This is a genomic window from Mycobacterium sp. NGS35, from assembly GCF_059812855.1.
Map to the genome: position 1 here is coordinate 1 of NZ_JCALDL010000013.1, position 16,479 is coordinate 16,479.

Sequence of the window (16,479 nt, forward strand, 5' to 3'; positions counted from 1 at the left end):
ATTGTGTCCGAGGGGGGACTTGAACCCCCACGCCCGTTAATAGGGCACTAGCACCTCAAGCTAGCGCGTCTGCCATTCCGCCACTCGGACCTGTGTGGGCAGCTAAGGCTATCGGATTCTGCGTGGCTGACCCAAGTTGCCTCTCGGTTCTTCGCCGAGCGCTCGTCACCTGCCGCCACCCACAATGGTAGGAAAGGGGATTGTGACAGGTGCGATCGATGAGGTGGTCGACCTCGTCAGCGCGTTGATTCGCTTCGACACGTCCAACACCGGCGATCCCGCCACCACAAAAGGCGAACGCGAGTGCGCGCAGTGGGTGGCGCGACAGCTCGACGAGGTTGGCTACGAGGCGCAGTACATCGAGACTGCCCCCGGCCGGGCGAACGTTTTCGCCCGCCTGCCGGGCAAGGATTCCAGCCGCGGCGCGCTGATGATCCACGGGCATCTCGACGTGGTGCCCGCCGAGCCGGCCGACTGGAGCGTGCACCCGTTCTCCGGCGCGGTCGAGGACGGCTACGTGTGGGGTCGCGGAGCGGTCGACATGAAGGACATGGTCGGCATGACGCTCGCGGCCGCCCGCCACTTCAAACGCAACGACATCGTGCCGCCCCGGGACTTGGTGTTCGCGTTCGTGGCCGACGAGGAGGCCGGCGGCACGTACGGCTGCAAGTGGCTCGTCGAGCACCGCCAAGACCTGTTCGACGGCGTCACCGAGGCCATCGGCGAGGTCGGCGGCTTCTCGCTGACAGTGCCGCGCAAAGGCGGCGGCGAGCGCACGCTGTATCTGATCGAGACGGCCGAGAAGGCCATGATGTGGATGCGGCTGACCGCGCGCGGCCGAGCGGGTCACGGCTCGATGATCCACGACGACAACGCGGTGACCGCGGTGGCCGAGGCCGCGGCGAAACTCGGCAGGCACCAGTTCCCGATCGTGATGACCGACGCAGTCGAGCAGTTCCTGCAAGCCGTGTCCGAAGAGACCGGCTACACCTTCGACTGGACCTCGCCGGACATCGACGGCGCGGTGGCCAAGCTCGGCTCGATCGCCAAGATCCTCGGCGCCACCCTGCGCGACACCGCCAACCCCACCATGCTCAAGGCTGGTTACAAAGCCAACGTCATTCCGGCCACCGCCGAGGCCGTCGTCGACTGCCGGATCCTGCCCGGCCGGCTCAAGGCATTCGAGAAGGAGGTCGACGAGCTGATCGGCCCCCACGTCAGTCGCGAATGGATCGTCAACCTACCCTCGTACGAGACGAGCTTCGACGGTGAGCTGCTCGACGCGATGAACGCGGCGCTGTTGACCGCCGACCCGGATGCCAGAACCGTGCCCTACATGCTGTCGGGCGGCACAGACGCAAAGCACTTCGCGCGCTTGGGAATTCGTTGCTTCGGCTTTGTACCGCTGCGGCTGCCACCCGATCTCGATTTCGCGTCGCTGTTCCACGGTGTCGACGAGCGGGTACCCGTCGAGTCGTTGAAGTTCGGCGCCCAGGTGCTCGAGCACTTCCTGCTGAACTGCTGAACTGATGCACTGCTGACAGAAAGGACCTCTGATGGCGTTTCCGTACAACCCGTACGACTTCCTGCCGAAGCTGCCGACGTTCACGCTCACGTCCGACGACATCCAAGACGGCCAACCGCTGAAAACGCCTCAGGTAAGCGGCATCATGGGCGCCGGCGGCGAAGACGTCTCGCCGCAGCTGAGTTGGTCCGGCTTCCCCGAAGAAACCCGCAGTTTCGCAGTGACCGTGTACGACCCCGACGCGCCCACCGCCTCGGGTTTCTGGCACTGGGCCGTGGCCAATCTGCCCGCCACGTGCACCGAGCTGCCCAGCGGCGTAGGCGACGGCAGCGAATTGCCCGGCAGCGCAATCACTTTGGTCAATGACGCTGGGATGCGCCGCTACGTCGGCGCCGCTCCGCCGCCCGGCCACGGCACCCACCGGTACTTCGTCGCGGTGCACGCCGTCAAAGTCGAGAAGCTCGAACTCGATGAGGACGCCAGCCCCGCCTACCTGGGCTTCAACCTGTTCATGAACGCCATCGCGCGAGCCGTCATCCACGGCACCTACGAGCAGAAAGAGGGCTAACGGCGCGCCGCCGAGCCCACCGCCTCGGCCAGATTCGCGAACCCGCCCTCGCGCAACCGCTGCGCGAGGCCGTCGTGAATGTGCTTGGCCCACAAGCCGCCGCCGTAGACGAACCCGGTGTAGCCCTCCAGCAGAGACGCCCCGGCGGTGATGCGCTGCCACGCGTCATCGGCGGTCTCCATGCCGCCGACGCTCACCAGTGCCAGCCGGCCGCCGACGCGCGCGTATAGCCGTCGCAGGACCTCCAGCGAGCGCGAGGCCAACGGTGGCCCGGACAACCCGCCCTCGCCGAAGTTGTGACGGACCGTGGTGTTGGTGGCGACGATCCCGGCCAGGCCGAGGTCGACGGCCAGGTCGGCGATCTGGTCCACCTCGGCGTCGGACAGGTCCGGTGCGATCTTGACGAGGATCGGCGTCGTCGTCTCCGCTTGCACAGCGGCCAGGATCGGCCGCAGCGCCTCCACGGCTTGCAGGTCGCGCAGGCCCGGGGTGTTGGGCGAGCTGACGTTGACGACCAGGAAGTCGGCGAGCGGACCGACCAGCCGCGCGCTGGCGCGATAATCGGCGACCGCGTCGTCGGCAACCTTCGTCTTGCCGATGTTGACCCCGATCGGCACATCGGGCAGATGGCGGGCCAGCCGCGCGGCCAGGGCGCCGGCGCCCTGGTTGTTGAACCCCATGCGGTTCACCAACGCGCGCTCTGTGGGCACCCGGAACAGCCGCGGCGTTGGGTTGCCGGGCTGCGGGTGCGCGGTGACGGTGCCCACCTCGGCGAAACCGAAGCCCAAGGCACCCCACACGTCCAGCCCGGTGCCGTCTTTGTCGAAGCCGGCGGCCAAGCCAAGGGGAGCGGGAAACCGTACCCCGAACACCGTCGACGCCAGCATCGGGTCAGACGGCGCCAGGAGCCGGCGCAGCCCATGGCGCAGCGGCCCGACACGGATGGCGGCTCGCAGCACCCAGAACACCCACGTGTGAATCCGCTCGGCGGGCACCAAGAACATCACCCGCCGCATCGCGCGGTACAGCATTACATCCCCGGCTGGTCGGTGGGACGCTCAGTCTTGCGGCGCCGCAGCAGCACTCGTCGGCTGCCGTCGGTGTACAGGCGCACCCGGGTCAGTTCCCAGCCGCGGTATTCGGCTTCGATCGACAGTCGCGTCGACGCGCTCAGACGTGTGACGTCAGGAGGCAGCCGCAGCGGAACCCATTCGTAGTCGTCGGACATCTCGACGTCCCAGCCGGCCAACGTCATCGCCGCCGCCCCGCGTCCGGAATCACCTGAACGCCATCTCCGCTGGCCGACGCCACGTACAGCGTGCCGGTGGCGTCGTCGAAAGCCAGCACATCGGGTTGTCGCACGGTGGGGTAACGCACCTTCTCCACAGGTATTCCGGTGGCCAGATCGTAACCAACGACGACGTTGGCCGCGGTCAATGACACCCAGGCCAGGGTACGGGTCCCCGCCAGGCCGTAAGGAGCGTCGGGAACCGGGTAGCGCTGCCGCAGCATCAGCGGGTCCGTGCCGAACACCAGCAGAGCGCCGCCGCGCGTGTCCGCCACCAGAACCCGGCCCACAGGGTCGGCGGCCAGCGTGGTGGCGCCTTCGCCGGCGCGCAGCGCGTGCTGCGCCTTGCGCCCGTCCGGGTCGATGGTGGTCACCGACGTCTGTCCCCGGTCGAGCACAACGGCCGTATTGCCTTGGGTCACAAGGGCATCGACGCGGGCGAAGATCTTCACCGAAGCCGCAACGGTGGCGTCGGAATTCAGCGTGTAGACGGCGCCGTCGGCACTGCCGAGCACAATCCGGCCGTCGGTACGCAAGGCAATCGCGGTGAAGTCGGTGTCGTCATGCCCCGACACTCCGGTGCGGGTGACCGCTCCGGCGCGCACGTCGAAACGCAGGTATCCGCCACGGGCCGACAGGTATACCGCGCCGCGGCCGTCGCCGGTGACCGCCGTCGCCGCACCGGGCAGCTGCACAAATCGGACCGGCCCGCTCGCCACCACAGCGAGCCGGTCGCCGGACAGCACCACCAGTGACCCCGTCGCCGCATCGAATACCGCGGCCCGGGCGTTGAGCGGCACAGGACGCACCTGTCCCGTCGGAGCAGAGGTGGTGTGGGGGGACACCGCCGGGCCTGCCGGTGCGATAGTGGGCGGCGGTCCGCCGACCGGGCCGGACGAGCAAGCGCTCAGCACCACCAGGCACACCGCTGCGCCGACCACCCGACGGAGACGTTTAGCGCCTCTCACCATCGGGTAGGCCTGCGAGGTGGCAACGATGCTGACAACGAGCGGCCAGTCTATTCACGTCGGCGAAACGGTCGGCTGATGGCTCTCGCAGTCCACCGCGAGTGTCCTCGCGACGAATTCGTTTTCGAAGACGTGATGGCCGGAGTCCACGCCAACGGGTTCGGCAGGCTCGACGACGGCCGCAGCTTCGCGTTCTACTGCAGGCGCAACGAGCTGGTGGTCGAGGTGTACCGGCCACGCTTCGCCGGTCCGGTGCCGCAGCCTGAAGACGTGGTCGCGACGGCCACCCGTCGGCTCACCGACATCGATGTCACCGACGAGCGCAGCCTTATCGCGGCCGTGCGGGATGCGGTAGCCGACGCACAGCCAGTCCGCTAGCTGCTGCAGGTACGGTCGTCGGCGTGGAACCGACGGCTATGTCCTGGGCGCAAGTGGTGTTTCTGGCCGTCGTGCAGGGGTTGACGGAATTTCTGCCGATCTCTTCGTCGGGCCATCTCGCGATCGCGTCCCGCGTGTTCTTCGCCGACGACGCCGGTGCGTCGTTCACGGCGGTCACCCAGCTCGGCACGGAGTTGGCAGTACTGGTCTACTTCGCCCGCGACATCTGGCGCATCCTCAAGGCATGGCTCGACGGGCTGGTCGTCAAGGCGCACCGCGACCGGACCGACTATCGGATGGGCTGGTACGTGATCATCGGCACCATTCCGATCTGCGTGCTGGGGGTGCTGTTCAAGGACGAGATCCGTACCGGGGTGCGCAACTTGTGGGTGATCGCGGTCGCGCTCGTCGTATTCTCCGCGGTGATCGCCGCGGCGGAGTACGTCGGCCGCCAAACCCGCCACGCCGAGCAACTGCGCTGGGGTGACGCGCTGATCGTCGGCCTCGCGCAGTGCCTGGCTCTGGTGCCTGGCGTGTCGCGATCGGGGGCCACGATCAGCGCCGGCCTGTTCCTCGGCCTGGATCGAGAGTTGGCCGCGCGCTTCGGGTTTCTGCTCGCCATCCCCGCGGTGTTCGCGTCGGGACTGTTCTCGTTGCCTGATGCCTTCAAACCCGTCCACGAGGGGATGAGCGCCACGGGCGCACAGTTGGCGGTGGCGGTGATGATTGCCTTCGTGGTCGGCCTGGCCGCAATCGCGTGGCTTTTGAGGTTTCTGGTCCGCCACAGCATGTACTGGTTCGTCGGCTACCGGGTGCTCGTCGGCGCGGCGGTGCTGGTGCTGCTGGGCAGCGGCGTGGTGTCCACGACGTGACCGTCATCCTGCTGCGCCATGGCCAGTCGACGTCCAACACCGCCCATGTGCTGGCCGGCCGGTCCGAGGGCGTGGATCTCGACGACCACGGGCGTCGGCAGGCCGACGGCGTCGTGGGCCGGCTGTCGTCGCTGCCGATCCGCGCACTGGTGTCCTCGCCGCTGCTGCGCTGCGTGCGCACTCTGGAGCCCCTGGCCGCGGCGCTCGGCATCGAACCGGTGCTCGACGAGCGGCTCGCCGAGGTGGACTACGGCCAGTGGACCGGCCGCAAGCTGGGGGAGCTGGTCAAGGAGCCGCTGTGGAAGGTGGTGCAGGCCCAGCCCAGCGCCGCGGTGTTCCCCGACGGCGAGGGCCTGGCGCAGGTCCAGGCCCGCGCGGTGGCTGCGGTCCGCGAGCACGACAAGCGGCTGGCCGACGAGCACGGCCGTGACGCGCTGTGGGTCGCTTGTACGCACGGCGACGTGATCAAGGCCGTGGTGGCCGACGCGCTGGGCACGCATCTGGACAGCTTCCAGCGCATCGTTGCCGACCCGGCGTCCATGAGCGTGATCCGCTATACCCCGATGCGCCCCTTCGTGTTGCACGTCAACCACACCGGCGCTGACCTCGCCGCGGCTCTGACGGCACCGCCGTCCGACGGCGAGGTAGGGGCCTCTGATGCCGTAGTGGGCGGCTCCACCGAATAGCGAACCGACGCACCGCCGCAACTACGGCGCAGCAGCATCTACCGGTATTTTGGATATGTCATGGCGCGCGCTATTCATGTGTTCCGCTCACCCGACCGCTTCGTGGCCGGGACCGTCGGCCAGCCCGGAAACCGGACGTTCTACCTGCAGGCCGTGCACGATTCCCGCGTCGTGTCCGTCGTGCTGGAAAAGCAGCAGGTGGCCGTGCTGGCCGAGCGAATCGGCGCGCTGCTCAGCGAAGTTCACCGCCGTTTCGGCACGCCCATACCGCCGGACACTGGTGAGGTGGAGGACCTCAGCCCGCTGATCACACCGGTCGACGCCGAATTCCGGGTCGGCACCATGGGACTGGGTTGGGACTCCGAGGCGCAGACCGTCGTGGTGGAACTGCTGGCGGTCACCGACACCGAGTTCGACGCGTCGGTGGTGCTCGACGACGCGGAAGAGGGCCCCGACGCAGTGCGCGTGTTCCTGACGCCGGAGTCGGCCCGCGAGTTCGCCGCCCGGTCGCACCGCGTCATCTCGGCCGGTCGTCCGCCGTGCCCGTTGTGTGACGAGCCGTTGGATCCGGCCGGCCATATCTGCGTGCGCACCAACGGTTATCGCCGAGGCGCATTGGCTGATGACGCCGAGTCCTGACGACGTCCAGGCACTGCAGGCTGGCGAGCTGACGGTCATCGGACGCATCCGCTCGGCGAGCAATGCGACCTTCTTGTGCGAGGCGGACCGCTGCGGACATCGAGTGCACTGCGTGTACAAGCCGGTCGCCGGGGAGCAGCCGCTGTGGGACTTCCCCGACGGCACCTTGGCCGGCCGAGAGTTCGGCGCCTACTTGGTGTCGGAAGCATTGGGCTGGAATATCGTGCCGCACACCATAATTCGCGATGGCCCTGCCGGCCGTGGCATGGTGCAGCTGTGGATCGAGGAGCCCGGCGACACCTCGACCGACACCACCCGCACCACACCCGACCCCGTCGATTTGTTCCCGGCTGACAAGGTGCCCGCCGGCTATCTGCCGGTGCTGCGCGCCTACGACTACGCCGGCGACGAAGTCACGCTGGTGCACATCGACGACGCGCGGCTGTTCCGCATGGCGGTGTTCGACGTGCTGATCAACAATGCCGACCGCAAGGGGGGCCACATCCTCGTCGGCTTGGACGGCAACCTGTACGGGGTCGATCACGGCGTGAGCCTGCACACTCAGGACAAGCTGCGCACAGTGCTGTGGGGGTGGGCCGGCAAGCCGATCGACGACGACGTGCTGACCGCCGTCGAACAGTTGCGCGTCGCCGTCGACGGCAGCCTCGGGCGCGCGCTGCGCGGGCACATCACCCGCCAGGAGGTGGTCGCGCTGCGTCGGCGTGCAGAGGCGCTGCTGGACAATCCGGTGATGCCGACGCCGGACCGACGGCGGCCCATCCCGTGGCCCGCGTTCTAACGCGGCTGCCACGCGCCCATCCCTACCGCAGTGCGGCCTCGCGATCCGCGGCGTCGATCTGGTCGTGGAAGCGTTTGTGGACCCAATGACGTTCGCCGAGCAGTGAAACCTGAGCCCAGCGGCCCGTCACCGGCCCGAGCTGCGTAGCGCGGGGCATGGTGCCCAGCAGGCGCCGGGGCTTGGCGCCACCGGAGAACTTGGTGCTGTCCAGGACGTAGATAGCCTCCGGCGTGACTGCCACGCATCGATATTTGATCCACGGAATGGTCAGTCCCGTCAGATAGGCGATGACGAAGAACGCGAAGTGGGGTGCGGCCTGGCAGATGAACGCCTGCCGTATGTCGCTGCCCGCGGGCAGGAAGGGTGTCGCGCGCTCCACCAGGTCTTTGCGTGGCGGGGGTGAGTGCGGTTGAGCGGTCATGAAGTGACTCCTCGTGAGGATGCTGCTGCTTGGTTGAGGCCGCCAGGCGCGTGGTGACGGCGATGACAAGCCGCAGGTCGTTCAGCTCGAGCTCTACAGGACGTTTCGTACAGCGTCGTGAATGTTGGTGAACTGACCAGTGCGCGTCGGCGCGATGCTGTCAGGCAGATTGTGCCGCGTCCTGCCACGGGCGGTCAGCAATACTGGCAGGCGTGCCCCTTTCCGACGCGGCGCTGGCCGCCGAGCTCGCCGACGCGGCCGGGAAACTGCTCCTGGACGTCCGCGACGAGTACGGGTTCAGCGATCCGTGGGAGTTAGGGGCGGTTGGCGACAAGCGTGCGAACGCGTTGATCCTCGAACGGCTGCACGATGAACGGCCCGACGACGGCGTGCTCAGCGAGGAAGCACACGACAATCTGCGCCGGCTGAAAAAGGACCGCGTCTGGATCGTCGACCCGCTCGACGGCACCCGCGAGTTCTCGATCCGCGGCCGTGACGACTGGGCGGTACACGTGGCGCTGTGGCAGCGCGACGGCGAGATCACCGACGCCGCCGTTGCGCTACCCGCCCAGGGCGAGCTGTACCGCAGCGACACCGTCACCTTCGACGCGCGCGACCCGGTTGCCGGCCGGCCCATCCGGATCGCCGTCAGCTCGACCAGGCCGCCTGCGCTTCTCTACTGGATGAGCAGCGTGGTGGACATCGAGATGGTGCCCATCGGCTCGGCCGGAGCCAAAGCGATGGCAGTGGTCCGCGGCGACGTCGACGCCTATCTGCACGCCGGCGGCCAGTGGGAGTGGGACAACGCCGCGCCAGCGGGCGTGGTGCTCGCCGCAGGTCTGCACGCATCGCGCCTGGACGGTTCGCCGCTGCGTTACAACCAGTTCGACCCCTACTTGCCGGACTTCCTGATGTGTCGGCCAGAAGTGGCGCCCACGCTGCTGGAGGCGATCCGGCGAGTCGTCTGGTAACCGGCCCGGCTTACTCTCGACGGCATGCAATCGTGGTCCTCCGCCCTGGTTCCGGTGCTTCCGGGCCGCGGGCCAGAACTTCGGTTGTACGACAGCTCTGATCGTCAGGTTCGCCCGGTCACCGCAGGTCCGACCGCGACGATGTACGTCTGCGGCATCACGCCCTACGACGCCACACACCTGGGCCACGCCGCGACATACCTGGCGTTCGATCTGATTAATCGGCTCTGGCTCGACGCCGGCCACGAGGTGCATTACGTGCAGAACGTCACCGATGTCGACGATCCGCTGTTCGAGCGAGCACACCGCGACGGTGTGGGTTGGCGGGAGCTTGGCGACCGGGAGATCGACCTGTTCCGCGACGACATGGCCGCGCTGCGGGTGCTGCCGCCGCGCGAGTACGTCGCCGCGACAGAAGCCATCGAGGAAGTGGTCGAGGTCGTCGAAAAACTGCTGGCGTCGGGCGCTGCCTACATCGTCGACGATCCCGACCATCCCGACGTGTACTTCCGCGCGGACGCCACAGCCCAGTTCGGGTACGAGTCCGGCTATGACCGTGAAACCATGAGGCGCTTGTTCGCCGAGCGTGGTGGTGACCCCGACCGCCCCGGTAAGGCCGACGAACTCGACGCGCTGCTGTGGTCCGCCCCGCGGGAAGGCGAGCCGAGCTGGCCGGCGCCGTTCGGGGCCGGCCGACCCGGGTGGCACGTCGAATGCGCGGCGATCGCGCTGTCACGCATCGGCACCGGCCTGGACATCCAGGGCGGTGGCTCGGATTTGATCTTTCCGCACCACGAGTTCTCGGCCGCGCACGCCGAGTGCGTGACCGGGGAGCGGCGTTTCGCGCGTCACTACGTGCACGCCGGCATGATCGGCTGGGATGGGCACAAGATGAGCAAGAGCCGCGGCAACCTGGTGCTGGTTTCCCAATTGCGCGCCGACGGTGTCGAACCGGCCGCAATCCGGCTGGGACTGTTGGCGGAGCACTACCGGTCCGACCGGGAGTGGAGCGCCGACGTTCTCGCCGACGCGCAGGCCAGACTGGCCCGCTGGCGCCAAGCGGTCGCCCTGACGGTGGGACCGGATGCCACCGACGTCCTCGGCCGCGTTCGCCGATACCTCGCCGACGACCTGGACACCCCGAAAGCCCTTGCCGCCCTTGATGGTTGGGCCACCGATGCGCTCGAGTACGGCGGCCGCGACACGCACGCACCGCCGACTGTTCGCGCGATTGCGGACGCGCTGCTGGGGGTCGAGCTGTAAATTCACCGCCATGAGCTCGGTGGACGGCAAGGTGGTGTTCATCACCGGCGGAGGCAACGGCATCGGCGCGGCGGTGGCCCGTCTGTTGCATCGCAGAGGAGCCAAGGTCGTGCTGACCGATCTCGACGAGGCCGCCCTGCACGATGTCGCCAGCGACTTGGGCGGCGATCGGGTGCTGACCCAATATGCCGACGTGCGCGACCTCGACGCGATGGAGGCGGCCGCCAGTCGTGCCGTCGACCGTTTTGGCGGCATCGACGCCGTGATCGCCAATGCCGGCATCGCGACCTACGGGTCGGTGCTGGAGGTCGATCCTCTAGCCTTCAGGAGGCTGATCGATGTCAACGTGGTCGGCGTGTTCAACACCGTCAGGGCGGCCCTGCCGTCGGTGCTCGACAGACGCGGATACGTGCTGATCGTCTCGTCGGAGGCCGCCTATATGTCGGCGCCGGGAATGGCTCCGTACTGCGCGTCGAAGGCCGCAGTCGAGCACTTCGCCAATTGCCTGCGGCTGGAGGTCGCCGCCCACGGCGTAGCGGTGGGGTCGGCGCACATGTCGTGGATCGATACCCCGTTGGTCCGGGAAGCCAAGGCCGACGTGTCGGCATCCCGGGAGCTGATCGATTCGCTGCCGGGGCCGATGAGCAAGACCACGCCGGTCGACAAGTGCGCCGCCGCGTTCGTCAAAGGAATCGAAGGACGTAAAACGCACGTCAACTGCCCGGGCTGGGTCGGTGTGCTGCGGTGGTTCAAGCCGATGCTGACGTCAGCCGCCGTCGAGGCGCAGGTGGTCAAGCGGTCAGCCCACCTGGTAGCCAAGATGGACGCGGAGGTGGCGGCGCTGGGCCGGTCGATGAGCGCGCGCACCGAAGCATTGGAGAAGCGCGCCTAGCTTCTAGCGTCCGCGACGACGCAGATATCGCTCGAACTCGGCGGCCAGCGTGTCGCCGTCGACCTTCGACAGCGCCTCGTTCATGTCGACCTGGGCGTCGCCGCGCTCTTCCAGCTGAGCAACGTACTCGGCGATCTCTTCGTCGTCGGAGGTCATCTCCGTGACCGCCGCCTCCCACTCTTCGGCCTGCGCGGGCAGGTCGGCCAGCGGAACCTCCACGTCGAGCACGTCTTCGACCCGGCGCAGCAGAGCGACCGTCGCCTTCGGGTTCGGCGGCTGCGACACGTAATGCGGGACCGCCGCCCAGAACGTCACCGCCGGAATTCCGGCCTGCACGCAGGCGTCCTGGAACACCCCCGCGATTCCGGTCGGGCCCTCGTAACGGGTCTCCTCGAGTCCGAAGAACCGCGCGGACTCCGGCGAGTACGCCGCACCGGACACCGGGACGGGACGTGTGTGCGGAGTGTCGGCAAGCAGCGCCCCCAGGATCACCACGGTCTGCACATTGAGTTTGTCGGCGATCGCCAGCAGTTCGGCGCAGAAAGTCCGCCACCGCATGTTGGGCTCGACGCCGTGCATCAGCACCACGTCGCGGTCGCTTCCCGGTGGCCGGCAGTGTGAGATCCGCATCGACGGCCAGACCAGCTCGCGGGTGACGCCGTCCACCTGCCGGATCACCGGGCGGTTGACCTGGTAGTCGTAGTAGGCCTCGTCGTCGATCTCGATGATCAGCTCGGCTTCCCAGATCGTGTCGAGGTGCTCCAAGGCGTCGCTGGCCGCGTCGCCGGCGTCGTTCCACCCTTCGAACGCCGCTACCACGACCGCGTCATGCAATTCGGGCAGTTGGAAACCTCCGGTAGCCTCGGACGGGGTCATAAGTTCAGCGTAGAGCGTGTTTCGCCGGCGCGAGCGTCTTGACCGAATACTCAATTTGCTAGGCCGACTACCCTGTTATCGTGCCCCTTTCGCCTCGCAACTATGACACCGACCTGCTCACGACACTCTCCGAGAGGGTCGTCGTAGGCGACGGCGCGATGGGCACCATGCTCCAGGCTGCGGACCTGACCCTCGACGACTTCAAGGGGCTCGAGGGCTGCAACGAGATCCTCAACGACACCCGGCCGGACGTGCTCGAGCACATTCACCGCGCGTACTTCGAGGCCGGCGCCGACGCAGTCGAGACGAACACCTTCGGCTGCAATCTGTCCAATCTCGGCGACTACGACCTTGCCGACCGAATCCGCGAGCTTTCGGAGAAGGGCACCGCGGTCGCCCGCCGCGTCGCCGACGAGATGAGCACGCCCGACCGCGCTCGATACGTCCTCGGCTCCATGGGTCCGGGCACCAAGCTGCCCACGCTCGGCCACACCACCTTCGCCGCGATCCGCGACGCCTACATCCAGGCCGCCCTGGGCATGCTCGACGGTGGCGCCGATGCAATCCTGATCGAAACCTGCCAGGACCTGCTGCAGCTGAAGGCCGCGGTGCTGGGCGCACGACGGGCGATGGCGCAGGCCGGCCGGCACATCCCGGTGTTCACGCATGTGACCATGGAAACCACCGGGACGATGCTGCTGGGCAGCGAGATCGGTGCGGCGTTGACCGCCGTCGAGCCGCTGGGCGTCGACATGATCGGGCTGAACTGTGCCACCGGCCCGGCCGAGATGAGTGAGCATCTTCGGCACCTGTCGCGGCACGCCCGCACGCCGGTGTCCGTGATGCCGAACGCGGGCCTGCCGGTGCTGGGTGCCAACGGCGCCGAATACCCGTTGCAGCCAGAGGAATTGGCGCAAGCGCTGTCCGGGTTCATCGCCGAGTTCGGGCTGTCGCTGGTCGGCGGGTGCTGCGGCACCACGCCCGAACACATCCGCCAGGTCGCCGAGGCTGTACGCAATGTGCAGCGCGCCGAGCGCCACGTGACCTATGAGCCGGCCGTGTCGTCACTGTATTCGGCGACGCCGTTCGCCCAGGACGCGTCCGTGTTGATGATCGGCGAGCGAACAAACGCCAACGGCTCCAAGGCTTTTCGCGAGGCGATGATCGCCGAGGACTATCAGCGCTGCCTGGACATCGCCAAAGAGCAGACCCGCGACGGCGCCCACCTGTTGGACCTGTGCGTGGACTACGTCGGCCGTGACGGCGTCGCAGACATGACCGCGCTGGCCAGCCGGCTGGCGACGGCGTCCACGCTGCCGATCATGCTGGACTCCACCGAAACCCCCGTGCTGCAAGCGGGTTTGGAGCACCTGGGTGGGCGCTGCGCCATCAACTCGGTGAACTACGAGGACGGCGACGGCCCCGAGTCGCGGTTCCACAAGACCATGGAGCTGGTCGCCGAGCACGGCGCCGCGGTGGTCGCGCTGACCATCGACGAGGAGGGACAGGCCCGCACCGCCGAGAAGAAGGTCCAAATCGCCGAGCGGCTGATCGACGACATCACGGGCAATTGGGCCGTCGACGAGTCGTCGATCCTCATCGACTGCCTGACGTTCACGATCTGCACCGGTCAGGAAGAGTCCCGGCGTGACGGCGTCGAAACCATCGAGGCGATCCGGGAGTTGAAGAAGCGGCATCCCGACGTGCAGACCACGCTGGGCCTTTCGAACATCTCCTTCGGGTTGAATCCCGCGGCCCGGCAGGTGCTGAATTCGGTGTTTCTGCACGAGTGCCGCGAGGCCGGACTCGATTCGGCGATCGTGCACGCCAGCAAGATCCTGCCGATGAACCGGATTCCGGAGGATCAGCGCAACGTCGCGCTGGATCTGGTGTATGACCGTCGGCGCGAGGGCTACGACCCGCTGCAGGAACTGATGCGGATGTTCGAGGGCGTGTCGGCGGCATCGTCGAAGGAATCGCGCGCTGCCGAGCTCGCGGCGCTGCCCGTGCTAGAACGGCTGGCCCGGCGCATCGTGGACGGCGAACGCAACGGCCTGGAAGCCGACCTCGACGAGGCCATGCAGCTCAAACCGCCGCTGGCAATCATCAACGACGATCTGCTCGCCGGCATGAAAACCGTTGGCGAGCTTTTCGGCTCGGGCCAGATGCAGCTGCCGTTCGTGCTGCAGTCCGCTGAGGTGATGAAGACCGCGGTTGCCTACCTCGAGCCGCACATGGAGAAGTCCGAAGACGACGTGGGTAAGGGCCGCATCGTGCTCGCCACGGTCAAGGGCGATGTTCACGACATCGGCAAGAATCTGGTCGACATCATCTTGAGCAATAACGGCTACGAGGTGGTGAACATCGGCATCAAGCAGCCGATCAACACGATTCTCGAAGTGGCGCAAGACAAGAGCGCCGACGTGGTCGGCATGTCGGGCCTGCTGGTCAAGTCCACGGTGGTGATGAAGGAAAACCTCGAGGAGATGAACCAGCGCGGGGTAGCCGAGAAGTACCCGGTGTTGCTCGGTGGAGCAGCATTGACCCGCAGCTACGTGGAGAACGACCTGGCCGAGATCTACGAGGGCGAAGTGCATTACGCGCGCGACGCGTTCGAGGGCCTGCGCTTGATGGACCAGATCATGAGCGCCAAGCGCGGCGAGACCGTCGCTGTCGACCCAGCTGCCGCCGAGAAGGAAGCCGAGCGCAAGGCGCGCCACGAACGGTCCAAACGCATTGCGGCCGAACGCAAAGCAAAGGAGACACCGGTCGAGGTGCCGGCGCGCTCGGATGTCGCCGAGGACGTCGAGGTGCCGGTGCCGCCGTTCTGGGGCACACGGATCGTCAAGGGCATCCCGGTGGCCGAGTACAGCAAGACGCTCGACGAACGCGCATTGTTCTTGGGTCAGTGGGGATTGCGGGGCGTGCGCGGCGGCGAGGGACCGTCGTACGAAGACCTCGTCGAGTCCGAGGGCCGCCCGCGGCTGCGGTACTGGCTCGACCGACTGTCCACCGACGGCATCCTGGCACATGCCGCAGTGGTGTACGGCTACTTCCCGGCGGTGTCCGAGGGTGACGACGTCATCGTGCTCGAAGAGCCGAATCCTGATGCACGCGAGCGGTTCCGGTTCACGTTCCCGCGTCAGCAGCGGGGCCGGTTCTTGTGCATCGCCGACTTCATCCGGTCGCATGAGCGTGCCCGCGAAACCGCCCAAGTGGACGTGCTGCCGCTGCAGCTGGTCACCATGGGCCAGCCGATCGCCGACTTCGCCAACGAGCTGTTCGCGTCGAACTCCTACCGCGACTACCTCGAAGTGCACGGCATCGGTGTGCAACTCACCGAGGCGTTGGCCGAGTACTGGCATCGGCGCATCCGCGAGGAACTGACGTTCACCGACCACGCGATGGCCGCAGAAGATCCGACGTCTGTCGAGGACTACTTCAAGCTGGGATATCGCGGGGCGCGGTTCTCGTTCGGTTACGGGGCCTGCCCGAATCTCGAGGACCGCACCAAGATGGTGGCGTTGCTCGAGCCCGAGCGCATCGGCGTCACGCTCTCCGAGGAGCTCCAGCTGCATCCCGAGCAGTCCACGGACGCGTTCGTGCTGCACCATCCCGAAGCCAAGTACTTCAACGTCTAGGTCTGGGATGCGCGCAGTTCTGTGGGACATGGACGGCACGCTCGTCGATTCCGAGAAGCTTTGGGACGTCGCTATGCATGCGCTGTACCAGCGTCTGGGCGGCACGCTGACACCGCAGGTTCGGGCGTCGACGGTCGGCGGCTCGGCGCAGGGCGTCATGCGGATCGTTTATGACGACCTCGGCCTGGAACCCGATCCCGTGCGGATGGCGGCGGACGCGGACTGGTTGCACGACGTCACCGGTGAGCTGTTCGCCCAGGGGCTGCCATGGTGCGAGGGTGCTCGGGAGCTGCTGGAGGCGTTGGCTTCTGAGGGGATACCGATGGCGTTGGTCACCAACACCCGCCGGTCGCTAACGGAGCAGGCGCTCAATAGCATTGGGCGCCAATATTTTTCCGCGACGGTCTGCGGCGACGAAGTGGCGGCGGGCAAGCCCGCACCTGACCCGTACGAGTTGGCCGCTGAACTGCTGGGCGAGTCGCCCGCCGACTGCTTGGCCATCGAGGATTCAGCGACGGGGGCAGCGTCGGCAGAAAGCGCTGGCTGTCCAGTGCTGGTAGTGCCCAACGACATCGACGTTCCGCGAGGTCCGCGGCGGCGGCACGTCGCGTCACTCGCAGGCTTGGAAGTGGCCGATCTGAAGGCGATCTACGACGACCTGGACAGCCAGTTCGGTGAACGTACAGCCTGAG

Annotated in this window: 17 protein-coding genes and 1 tRNA gene; 12 read left to right on the forward strand and 6 right to left on the reverse strand. The window is 67.3% G+C overall.

The features are described 5' to 3' along the window. Positions 1–4: 4 nt before the first annotated feature. Positions 5–90 (reverse strand) — tRNA-Leu (locus AC5Y4C_RS18330). Between the two features lie 94 nt (positions 91–184). On the opposite strand from AC5Y4C_RS18330, the gene AC5Y4C_RS18335 reads away from it, so the two are divergent. Both AC5Y4C_RS18335 and AC5Y4C_RS18340 read left to right on the forward strand, forming a co-directional pair. After that, the gene (locus AC5Y4C_RS18335; RefSeq protein ID WP_499911699.1) at positions 185–1,525 is read left to right on the forward strand and encodes a M20/M25/M40 family metallo-hydrolase; all 1,341 of its coding nucleotides are present in this window, start codon (positions 185–187) and stop codon (positions 1,523–1,525) included. 31 nt (positions 1,526–1,556) lie between these two features. Next, positions 1,557–2,093, forward strand: a complete 537-nt coding sequence (locus AC5Y4C_RS18340; RefSeq protein ID WP_499950201.1) for a YbhB/YbcL family Raf kinase inhibitor-like protein — start codon at positions 1,557–1,559, stop codon at positions 2,091–2,093. On the opposite strand, the gene AC5Y4C_RS18345 is transcribed toward AC5Y4C_RS18340, so the two are convergent. The 3 genes from AC5Y4C_RS18345 to AC5Y4C_RS18355 are packed head-to-tail and all read right to left on the reverse strand — an operon-like array spanning position 2,090 to position 4,352. Then, the gene (locus AC5Y4C_RS18345) at positions 2,090–3,124 is read right to left on the reverse strand and encodes a quinone-dependent dihydroorotate dehydrogenase (RefSeq protein ID WP_499964540.1); all 1,035 of its coding nucleotides are present in this window, start codon (positions 3,122–3,124) and stop codon (positions 2,090–2,092) included. The two genes, AC5Y4C_RS18340 and AC5Y4C_RS18345, sit on opposite strands and share 4 nt — an antisense overlap. Further along, the gene (locus tag AC5Y4C_RS18350) at positions 3,124–3,348 is read right to left on the reverse strand and encodes a DUF5703 family protein (protein ID WP_499911705.1); all 225 of its coding nucleotides are present in this window, start codon (positions 3,346–3,348) and stop codon (positions 3,124–3,126) included. Before AC5Y4C_RS18350 ends, AC5Y4C_RS18345 begins: the two co-directional genes overlap by 1 nt. Next, positions 3,345–4,352 carry a YncE family protein gene (locus tag AC5Y4C_RS18355; RefSeq protein ID WP_499964538.1) on the reverse strand — a complete coding sequence of 336 codons (1,008 nt, stop codon included), beginning with the start codon at positions 4,350–4,352 and terminating at the stop codon, positions 3,345–3,347. Before AC5Y4C_RS18355 ends, AC5Y4C_RS18350 begins: the two co-directional genes overlap by 4 nt. Before the next feature lie 75 nt (positions 4,353–4,427). On the opposite strand from AC5Y4C_RS18355, the gene AC5Y4C_RS18360 reads away from it, so the two are divergent. The 5 genes from AC5Y4C_RS18360 to AC5Y4C_RS18380 are packed head-to-tail and all read left to right on the forward strand — an operon-like array spanning position 4,428 to position 7,723. Continuing rightward, on the forward strand, positions 4,428–4,727 hold the full coding sequence (locus AC5Y4C_RS18360; RefSeq protein ID WP_499964536.1) for a hypothetical protein: 300 nt from the start codon (positions 4,428–4,430) through the stop codon (positions 4,725–4,727). Between the two features lie 38 nt (positions 4,728–4,765). Then, positions 4,766–5,599: an undecaprenyl-diphosphate phosphatase gene (locus AC5Y4C_RS18365; protein ID WP_499964548.1), complete on the forward strand. Its 834-nt coding sequence runs from the start codon at positions 4,766–4,768 to the stop codon at positions 5,597–5,599. After that, complete coding sequence (locus AC5Y4C_RS18370; protein ID WP_499911711.1) at positions 5,596–6,285, forward strand: histidine phosphatase family protein; 690 nt, start codon at positions 5,596–5,598, stop codon at positions 6,283–6,285. Before AC5Y4C_RS18365 ends, AC5Y4C_RS18370 begins: the two co-directional genes overlap by 4 nt. A gap of 60 nt (positions 6,286–6,345) precedes the next feature. Then, positions 6,346–6,924 (forward strand): DUF3090 domain-containing protein, encoded by a 579-nt coding sequence (locus tag AC5Y4C_RS18375; protein ID WP_499911713.1) that lies wholly within the window; start codon positions 6,346–6,348, stop codon positions 6,922–6,924. Beyond that, positions 6,908–7,723, forward strand: a complete 816-nt coding sequence (locus AC5Y4C_RS18380; protein WP_499950207.1) for an SCO1664 family protein — start codon at positions 6,908–6,910, stop codon at positions 7,721–7,723. The genes AC5Y4C_RS18375 and AC5Y4C_RS18380 overlap by 17 nt, the downstream gene beginning before the upstream one ends. Before the next feature lie 22 nt (positions 7,724–7,745). Here AC5Y4C_RS18380 and AC5Y4C_RS18385 read toward each other — a convergent pair whose 3' ends face one another. Further along, on the reverse strand, positions 7,746–8,144 hold the full coding sequence (locus AC5Y4C_RS18385; RefSeq protein WP_499911717.1) for a hypothetical protein: 399 nt from the start codon (positions 8,142–8,144) through the stop codon (positions 7,746–7,748). A gap of 212 nt (positions 8,145–8,356) precedes the next feature. On the opposite strand from AC5Y4C_RS18385, the gene AC5Y4C_RS18390 reads away from it, so the two are divergent. From AC5Y4C_RS18390 to AC5Y4C_RS18400, 3 genes are read left to right on the forward strand one after another with little or no spacing between them, the layout of a single operon-like run. Continuing rightward, positions 8,357–9,115 (forward strand): 3'(2'),5'-bisphosphate nucleotidase CysQ, encoded by a 759-nt coding sequence (locus AC5Y4C_RS18390; protein WP_499908089.1) that lies wholly within the window; start codon positions 8,357–8,359, stop codon positions 9,113–9,115. A 24-nt stretch (positions 9,116–9,139) separates the two neighbouring features. After that, complete coding sequence (mshC, locus tag AC5Y4C_RS18395; protein WP_499964534.1) at positions 9,140–10,378, forward strand: cysteine--1-D-myo-inosityl 2-amino-2-deoxy-alpha-D-glucopyranoside ligase; 1,239 nt, start codon at positions 9,140–9,142, stop codon at positions 10,376–10,378. Positions 10,379–10,388: 10 nt separating this feature from the next. After that, positions 10,389–11,270, forward strand: a complete 882-nt coding sequence (locus AC5Y4C_RS18400) for an SDR family oxidoreductase (RefSeq protein WP_499964532.1) — start codon at positions 10,389–10,391, stop codon at positions 11,268–11,270. A 3-nt stretch (positions 11,271–11,273) separates the two neighbouring features. Here AC5Y4C_RS18400 and AC5Y4C_RS18405 read toward each other — a convergent pair whose 3' ends face one another. Further along, entirely contained in the window at positions 11,274–12,146 is an 873-nt protein-coding gene (locus AC5Y4C_RS18405) for a PAC2 family protein (RefSeq protein ID WP_499908092.1), read from the reverse strand. A gap of 80 nt (positions 12,147–12,226) precedes the next feature. Between AC5Y4C_RS18405 and metH the strand changes: the two genes are divergently transcribed. Beyond that, positions 12,227–15,787 (forward strand): methionine synthase, encoded by a 3,561-nt coding sequence (gene metH, locus AC5Y4C_RS18410; protein WP_499964530.1) that lies wholly within the window; start codon positions 12,227–12,229, stop codon positions 15,785–15,787. A 7-nt stretch (positions 15,788–15,794) separates the two neighbouring features. After that, positions 15,795–16,478 (forward strand): HAD family hydrolase, encoded by a 684-nt coding sequence (locus AC5Y4C_RS18415; RefSeq protein ID WP_499964528.1) that lies wholly within the window; start codon positions 15,795–15,797, stop codon positions 16,476–16,478. Position 16,479: the final 1 nt, after the last annotated feature.

Excerpts from the sequence above, each read along its gene's own strand:
- mshC (WP_499964534.1), top strand. The coding sequence starts at position 9,140 with ATGCAATCGTGGTCCTCCGCCCTGGTTCCGGTGCTTCCGGGCCGCGGG.
- AC5Y4C_RS18340 (WP_499950201.1), top strand. The coding sequence starts at position 1,557 with ATGGCGTTTCCGTACAACCCGTACGACTTCCTGCCGAAGCTGCCGACG.
- AC5Y4C_RS18360 (WP_499964536.1), top strand. The coding sequence starts at position 4,428 with ATGGCTCTCGCAGTCCACCGCGAGTGTCCTCGCGACGAATTCGTTTTC.
- AC5Y4C_RS18405 (WP_499908092.1), bottom strand. The coding sequence starts at position 12,146 with ATGACCCCGTCCGAGGCTACCGGAGGTTTCCAACTGCCCGAATTGCAT.
- AC5Y4C_RS18415 (WP_499964528.1), top strand. The coding sequence starts at position 15,795 with ATGCGCGCAGTTCTGTGGGACATGGACGGCACGCTCGTCGATTCCGAG.
- AC5Y4C_RS18335 (WP_499911699.1), top strand. The coding sequence starts at position 185 with ATGGTAGGAAAGGGGATTGTGACAGGTGCGATCGATGAGGTGGTCGAC.
- AC5Y4C_RS18345 (WP_499964540.1), bottom strand. The coding sequence starts at position 3,124 with ATGCTGTACCGCGCGATGCGGCGGGTGATGTTCTTGGTGCCCGCCGAG.
- AC5Y4C_RS18355 (WP_499964538.1), bottom strand. The coding sequence starts at position 4,352 with ATGGTGAGAGGCGCTAAACGTCTCCGTCGGGTGGTCGGCGCAGCGGTG.
- AC5Y4C_RS18385 (WP_499911717.1), bottom strand. The coding sequence starts at position 8,144 with ATGACCGCTCAACCGCACTCACCCCCGCCACGCAAAGACCTGGTGGAG.
- AC5Y4C_RS18350 (WP_499911705.1), bottom strand. The coding sequence starts at position 3,348 with ATGACGTTGGCCGGCTGGGACGTCGAGATGTCCGACGACTACGAATGG.
- AC5Y4C_RS18375 (WP_499911713.1), top strand. The coding sequence starts at position 6,346 with ATGGCGCGCGCTATTCATGTGTTCCGCTCACCCGACCGCTTCGTGGCC.
- AC5Y4C_RS18400 (WP_499964532.1), top strand. The coding sequence starts at position 10,389 with ATGAGCTCGGTGGACGGCAAGGTGGTGTTCATCACCGGCGGAGGCAAC.
- AC5Y4C_RS18365 (WP_499964548.1), top strand. The coding sequence starts at position 4,766 with ATGTCCTGGGCGCAAGTGGTGTTTCTGGCCGTCGTGCAGGGGTTGACG.
- AC5Y4C_RS18380 (WP_499950207.1), top strand. The coding sequence starts at position 6,908 with ATGACGCCGAGTCCTGACGACGTCCAGGCACTGCAGGCTGGCGAGCTG.